At 40.9% G+C, this 6,743-nt stretch carries 6 protein-coding genes; all 6 read right to left on the bottom strand.

The features are described from left to right. A partial coding sequence (locus Q7P05_RS04345; RefSeq protein WP_303930714.1) for a hypothetical protein occupies nucleotides 1–301 on the bottom strand: 301 nt, incomplete at its 3' end. Nucleotides 302–460: 159 nt separating this feature from the next. Beyond that, on the bottom strand, nucleotides 461–1,945 hold the full coding sequence (locus tag Q7P05_RS04340) for an aldehyde dehydrogenase family protein (RefSeq protein WP_303930712.1): 1,485 nt from the start codon (nucleotides 1,943–1,945) through the stop codon (nucleotides 461–463). 215 nt (nucleotides 1,946–2,160) lie between these two features. Continuing rightward, nucleotides 2,161–4,440 carry a Tex family protein gene (locus tag Q7P05_RS04335; protein ID WP_303930710.1) on the bottom strand — a complete coding sequence of 760 codons (2,280 nt, stop codon included), beginning with the start codon at nucleotides 4,438–4,440 and terminating at the stop codon, nucleotides 2,161–2,163. Next, entirely contained in the window at nucleotides 4,437–4,931 is a 495-nt protein-coding gene (locus Q7P05_RS04330) for a dihydrofolate reductase (protein ID WP_303930709.1), read from the bottom strand. The genes Q7P05_RS04335 and Q7P05_RS04330 overlap by 4 nt, the downstream gene beginning before the upstream one ends. A 77-nt stretch (nucleotides 4,932–5,008) precedes the next feature. Next, nucleotides 5,009–5,800, bottom strand: coding sequence for a thymidylate synthase (locus Q7P05_RS04325; RefSeq protein WP_295869116.1), 792 nt, complete (start codon nucleotides 5,798–5,800; stop codon nucleotides 5,009–5,011). A gap of 115 nt (nucleotides 5,801–5,915) precedes the next feature. Continuing rightward, nucleotides 5,916–6,743: RQC domain-containing protein (locus Q7P05_RS04320; RefSeq protein WP_303930706.1), on the bottom strand; the 828-nt coding region annotated here is incomplete at its 5' end.

Raw genomic sequence — 6,743 nt, 5'->3', positions numbered from 1 at the left:
GCGAATACCCCATTACTTTGTAGGAAATCACAATATAGAAGATTATTACAGCGCATCCACCCCCATAAGTTATAATGAATCCATAATCCCAATAGATTATAAACTTAAAATCTATTAAAACTATACTTATAATACTAATTATACTTAGATACTTAGTTAAGAGACCAAAAGCTCTATGTTTTTTTATATATTCATACGCTTCGTCAACGATCTGCTTACTTATTTCAAGTTTATAAAGCATTACACTCAATACTATAGATACAATAATGAACTCTATACCTAATATATCTAATTTACTCATTGTCTCTCCAATCTCTTTTACAACACACTCTTAGTAGGCCTTAATTATAGCATACAGTATACATCCATATATAAGAAACTACCCTCAAATTAAACGCAAAAAAGGCACCTCTTATGAGGTGCCTCTTTATTATAGTTTATTGGAGAGATTTATATTTTATTAATCTAAATTGTAGAACCCAGATGGTTTATCACTCAAGTTGATAATGATGTTTTTCATTTGAGTGTAGTGTTCAAGGATAACTTTGTGAGTTTCACGGCCGATACCAGATTGTTTGTAACCACCAAATGGTGCACCTGCTGGGATGGAGTTATATGTGTTAACCCACATACGACCTGTTTCGATTGCTCTAGCTACGCGGATTGCACGGTTAAGGTTTTGAGTGAATACGCCGCCGCCAAGACCGTATAAGCTATCATTAGCTTGTTCGATCACTTCTTCTTCGCTGTGGAATTTAATTACAACCGCTACAGGGCCGAAGATTTCTTCGCGAGCTACGCGCATATCATTTGTAGCATCTACGATAAGTGTAGGTCTAATGAAGCAACCTTTACCAAGTTCGCCGTCAGTAACGCGTACACCACCAGCTGCAACGCGAGCGCCTTCTTCTTTAGCAAGTTCTACATAGCTAAGTACTTTCTCAACTTGAGCTTCGTAAATCAAGGAACCTAGTTGTGTAGATTCTTCCCAAGGTAAACCAACTTTTACCTTATCAAATAATGCGGAAAGTTCAGCTACGAATTTATCGTAAATTGTATCTTGTACGAAGATACGGGAACCTGCGCAGCATACTTGACCTTGGTTGAAGAGTATACCGAGCATTGCCCCATCAAGAGCTTGTTTCCAGTTCGCATCTTCAAAGAAGATATTCGCAGATTTACCACCTAATTCCAATGTAGCAGGAATCAAGCGTTCAGATGCTGCTTTATATACATCAAGACCTACTTCTGTAGAGCCTGTGAAAGCAAGTTTGCTGAAGCCTGGATGATCAAGGATATATTGACCAGATTTAGAGCCTTTACCAGTTACGATATTTACAACGCCTGCTGGCAAGATATCTTTCAAAATATCGCCTAATACTAAAAGGCTAAGAGATGTATGGCTAGAAGGTTTAATAACAACTGTACAACCTGCTGCAAGAGCTGGTGCCAATTTCCAAGCTGCCATTAGGAATGGGAAGTTCCAAGGCACCACTTGACCTACAACGCCAATTGGTTCACGCACGATAAGGCTCAATGTATTTTCATCAAATACTTGAGCAGAGCCTTCTTCGGAGCGAAGTACACCAGCGAAGTAACGGAAATGGTCAGCGCCAAGTGGAATATCTACATTCAAAGTTTCACGGATTGGTTTACCATTGTCATAAGTTTCAACTTGTGCCAAGTACTCTTTGTGCGCATCAATAGCGTCAGCAATTTTTAACAAGTAATCAGCCCGTTCTACTTGGGATACTTTTTTCCAAGTTTTGAAAGCTTCTGTTGCAGCGTCTACCGCTTTATCAACATCGTCCTTCGTAGCCTCTGCACAGATAGCAAGTTGTTCGCCATTAGCAGGGTTATATACATTGAATTCAGCACCGTCAGATGCTGCTACCCATTCATTATTAATCAAAAGTCCATATCGTTCTTTAAGGTTCAAGCTCATAGCATTACCTCCTATGTAGGAATATAGATTGAGGAAGATTTCCTCTGTGATTTCATCATACTCCTTATATCTAATTTTTTCAATCAGATATATTGTTTTCGATATATCACTTCTGCATTATTCTACATAGCTTTAAGCTATATAGAAAAACCGCACCCTCTAACACCATAGAGGATGCGGTTTTCTATATGATGACTTTAAGTCAATAATAGTTTTTACTTACGATTTTCATTATTACGATTATTGTTTTGACGGCCACCATTGTTACGATTGTTATTTCGACGTTGACCATTGTTATTTCTATTGCGGTTATTATCGTTATTATTTGATTTTTCTGGTTGCAATGCTTTTACAGATAAACCGATACGATTACGTTTAACATCAACAGAAATGATTTGGGCTTCGATGATATCGCCTACAGCAAGCACATCGGATGGATGTTGACGGCTATTACATAATTCACTGCGATGCAATAGACCATTAGTTTTAAGTCCAAAGTCTACAAAGGCACCGAAGTCAACTACGTTATGAACCGTACCTTTTACCACAGTGCCGACCTTGATATCTTCAAGGCTTACTACATGTTTTCTCGTAAGCGGTGCCGGTAAATCTTCACGAGGGTCACGACCTGGTTTTGCCAAAGCAGCTAGAATATCTCGTACAGTTGGTACCCCCGCATCAAGTTTAGCGGCCATTTTCTCCGCATCAACGAGCGGTAATTTCACTTGTAACGCTTCTAGTTGCGCCTTATCTTGCAAATCTTTTAAGGTAAAGCCCAATTCACCAATAATGCGTTCTGCCAATTCATAGGACTCAGGATGGACAGATGTATTGTCTAGTGGATTTTTACCGTGTTGTAAGCGAAGGAAACCAGCACATTGTGTGAACGCTGCAGGACCTAACCGAGGTACTTTCAACAATTCCTTACGGCTTTTAAATACACCATTCTCTTGACGGTATGCAACGATGTTCTTAGCCACCGTACTAGAAATACCTGCAATATGTTGCAAGATAGCTGGAGATGCTGTGTTAAGCTCTACCCCAACGTGGTTTACTACGGTTTCAACCACTTGATCTAAGGTATGAGTCAATTGCTTTTGGTTTACGTCATGTTGATATTGACCTACGCCGATAGATTTAGGATCAATTTTAACAGATTCAGCCAATGGATCTTGTACACGGCGCGCAATGGATACGGCGCCGCGAATTGTTACGTCTAAATCTGGTAATTCATCGATAGCCAATTTAGAAGCGGAGTACACAGATGCACCAGCTTCATTGGTGATGATGTAGTGGCAATCTAATTTTTCCTCTTCAATCATAGTAGATGCAAACTGCTCTGTTTCGTAAGATGCAGTACCATTACCAATGGATAAGAGGGTAACTTTGAACTTGCGGATTTTATCAGCCAATACCTTTTGCGCTTCCTTACGAAGCTTTTCACTATTTGTTAAGTAGTAGGCACCGTAATCTAGCACATTACCTTGTTGATCGATGATGGCCATCTTACAACCTGTACGATAACCAGGGTCAAGGCCCATAATAACATGACCTGCCAAAGGTGGTTGTAACAATAGGTTTTTAAGGTTTACACCGAACACCTTGATAGCTTGCTCGTCCGCATTTTCCGTCAACTCATTGCGGATATCACGCTCTAAAGCAGGGAAAATTAAACGTTTATACGCATCTGCTACGGCCGCTGCTTTATAGTCTGCGAAGATAGACTTTGGATTTTTCTCTAACTTTTGCACCATGTACGCTACATACGTATCACCAGGCACAGTAAGAGCTAATTTCAAAGCACCTAATTTTTCACCACGATTAACCGCTAAGATACGGTGAGACGGCATTTGACGAACTGGTTCAGCATATTCTGCATATTGCAAGAATTGTTGTTGTACCTCTTCGTCACCGGTTAACTCAGCTTGAATAAAGCCTTCGTTCCACATCTTTTTACGCAAGTACGCACGGAAGTCAGCGCTATCACTAACGATTTCCGCTACGATATCAGATGCACCTTGAATAGCATCTTCTGGGGTTGGCACCTCTTCTGTTACAAACTCTTTAGCAATCTCTAACGGATCACCAGAGGTAACTGTATCGTTAAGGATCATTTCCGCCAATGGCTCTAAGCCACGTTCACGGGCAATCATGGCGCGCGTACGTTTCTTAGGACGGTATGGTAAATACAAATCTTCTAATTCTTGAAGCTTTGTGGCAGCCTCTAAGGCTTTCATCAACTCGTCAGTCATCTTTTCTTGCTCTGTAATAGAGGCAATGATTTCTTGACGACGTGTCTCCAAATTGCGCAAGTATTTAATACGTTCTTCAATGGTGCGCAATTGCTCATCTTGTAATTCGCCTGTTACCTCTTTACGGTAACGCGCAATAAATGGCACCGTATTGCCTTCGTCCAATAATTCTACGGCAGCTTGCACCTGCTTTGGCTTAACATTTAATTCACTGCCAATAATGGCAAACATTCTTTCACTCATTTAGATGCCTTTCTGCGATAGGTTACAAAACGATGAGGATATTTGTTCTTTTCATCCACAATGCCGTCTACAACGGATTCAATGGTGAAAGCCTCCTCTGGGAACTCTGGGAAAAATGCATCCCCTTCAAATTCGTGGTCTACTTCTGTAATGTACATCGTATCCACGTAAGGCAAGAATGCCTCATATACTTGAGCACCACCGATGACATAGGCCGCATCAAGAGCACGCGCTGCTTCTGCAGCCGCCTCAGGGCTATGGAAAATCCTAACCCCTTCAGGCGCATCAAAGCCTTTGTCACGGGTAATCACCCAGTGCTCACGATTTGGCAACAAGAACGGTAAGCTTTCAAAGGTCTTACGGCCCATAATAATAACATGACCTGTCGTTTTCTCTTTAAAGAATTTCAAATCATTCGGCAAGTGCCAAATCAAGGTATTATCTTTACCAATCACACGATTATGTGCTACGGCTACGATTAATGCTAACATACTGCCCTCTTTCGATTCATACTATATGGCAACAGTCATAAATGTAATACTATTTAGCAATGGTCATGAATACAATGCTATACAGCAACAGTCATGGACAATTTACCCAGATGTTCATAGCCATCTAATGTAACGTCCTCCGGTGTGAAATCGTAGAAATCTTTCACGTCTGGATTTACTACAATTTTTGGCGCCGGCAACGCTTGATCTCGGCGTGCTAATTGTTCACGCAATGCTTCTACGTGGTTTTCATACACATGAGCATTGTTAATAACATGGGTAAATTTACCAGGTTTAAGACCTGTTACCTGCGCAATCATGCATTGTAATGCTGCATATTGAGCCGTGTTAAATGGAACGCCTAGGCCCATATCGCCACTGCGTTGGATAAGCATGCAGTTCAAATGACCATCAGCTACATCCCATAATGTTTCATACGCACATGGTTGTAACGCCATATCATCTAAATCCTCAATATTCCATAAGGTTACAATCATACGACGGCTATCAGGATCTTCCTTGATAGTCTTGATGAGATTGTCTAATTGTTTATACTTTGCAATTTGGTAACCATAGGCCTTACCAATGGTGCCGTCTTCACGCATCCACTCATCCCATACGCGTACGTTCATTTCTTGTAATTTACGTACATCGTTGGACTGCATTTGCCAAATCCACAACAATTCTTTTACCGCTGTTTTGAAAGCTACAAACTTTGTAGTCAAAATTGGAAATTCCTCTTGCAAGTCGAATTGCATGATTTGATGAGGTAATTTATAGGTCGCAATGCCCGTACGATTTTGACCATATGTACCGTGTTCTAAAATATTTTCAATAATACCGAGGTATTGTGTATCTGCTAGACTCATATATCCCCCTAAATCTATGTATACTAAGTCGAATAATACTAACATTCTGTCTTACAATATATAGTACTATCATACTAAAAAATACATAGCACTACCATATATACAGTAAAATTTATTATCCCTTATATTCTGCAATGGCCTGTAAAAAACTGAGGCCATATTTTTTCAATTTTGCTTCCCCTACGCCCTTAACATTGCCAAACTCGCCTAATGTGGTTGGTCGTAAATTAGCTAAGTCAATAAGCACTGTATCAGGGAAGATAAGATATGGTCGAAGACCGGCCTCTTCGGCTAAACGCTTACGATGTTGTCGCAAGTGTTCAAATAAACCACCGGATCCGGAAGTAGATTTTCCTCTTGCCACAGTGGACGTAGACCGACTAGTGCGAGATGGTACAGACACATGTTGTCTGATTTCCTCTACCTCTTTATGACCTGCTAAAACTTCCTCAGCTCCAGCCGTCAAAGATAGCACAGGATACTTACCTGTAGAGCTACGCAAGTAGCCAGAAGCCACAAATTGTTGGATAAGGCCCTTAATCGATTTCTCGTCTACATTGCTCAATAAACCAAAAACAGGCAATGCATCATGTCCTGCGCGCATGATGCGATCCGTTCGTTCACCGCGCACGATAGATGTAATCATAGAGGCCCCGTAGCGCTCATCGGTGCCCATAATAGCACGGAAGATGGCCTTCGCCTCTTTCGTTACATTTACCTTATCAGCGGAACCTTTACAGGAGCTACAATTGTCACATGTGGTCCAGACCGTGCTTTCACCAAAATAGTTAAGCATATATTTACGCAAACAATTACTGCAGAAACAGTAATCAATCATAGACTGCAACTTGCGTAGTTCCACCTCTTGCCGCTCAGGCGTTTCTATGGACTGTTCAATCAAATACTTGTGAACCTGTACATCCTGCCCGCTGTAGCCAACAAG

This window comes from Veillonella dispar (assembly GCF_937975875.1).
Lineage (GTDB): Bacteria > Bacillota > Negativicutes > Veillonellales > Veillonellaceae > Veillonella > Veillonella dispar_B.
Note: the sequence above shows the minus strand (reverse complement) of the source record. Positions and strands in the feature narration are given on the sequence as shown.

Bases quoted from the DNA above. Each gene is read 5' to 3' on its own strand.
- Q7P05_RS04335 (WP_303930710.1), bottom strand. From the start codon at position 4,440: ATGAGTGAAAGAATGTTTGCCATTATTGGCAGTGAATTAAATGTTAAG.
- Q7P05_RS04330 (WP_303930709.1), bottom strand. From the start codon at position 4,931: ATGTTAGCATTAATCGTAGCCGTAGCACATAATCGTGTGATTGGTAAA.
- Q7P05_RS04325 (WP_295869116.1), bottom strand. From the start codon at position 5,800: ATGAGTCTAGCAGATACACAATACCTCGGTATTATTGAAAATATTTTA.
- Q7P05_RS04340 (WP_303930712.1), bottom strand. From the start codon at position 1,945: ATGAGCTTGAACCTTAAAGAACGATATGGACTTTTGATTAATAATGAA.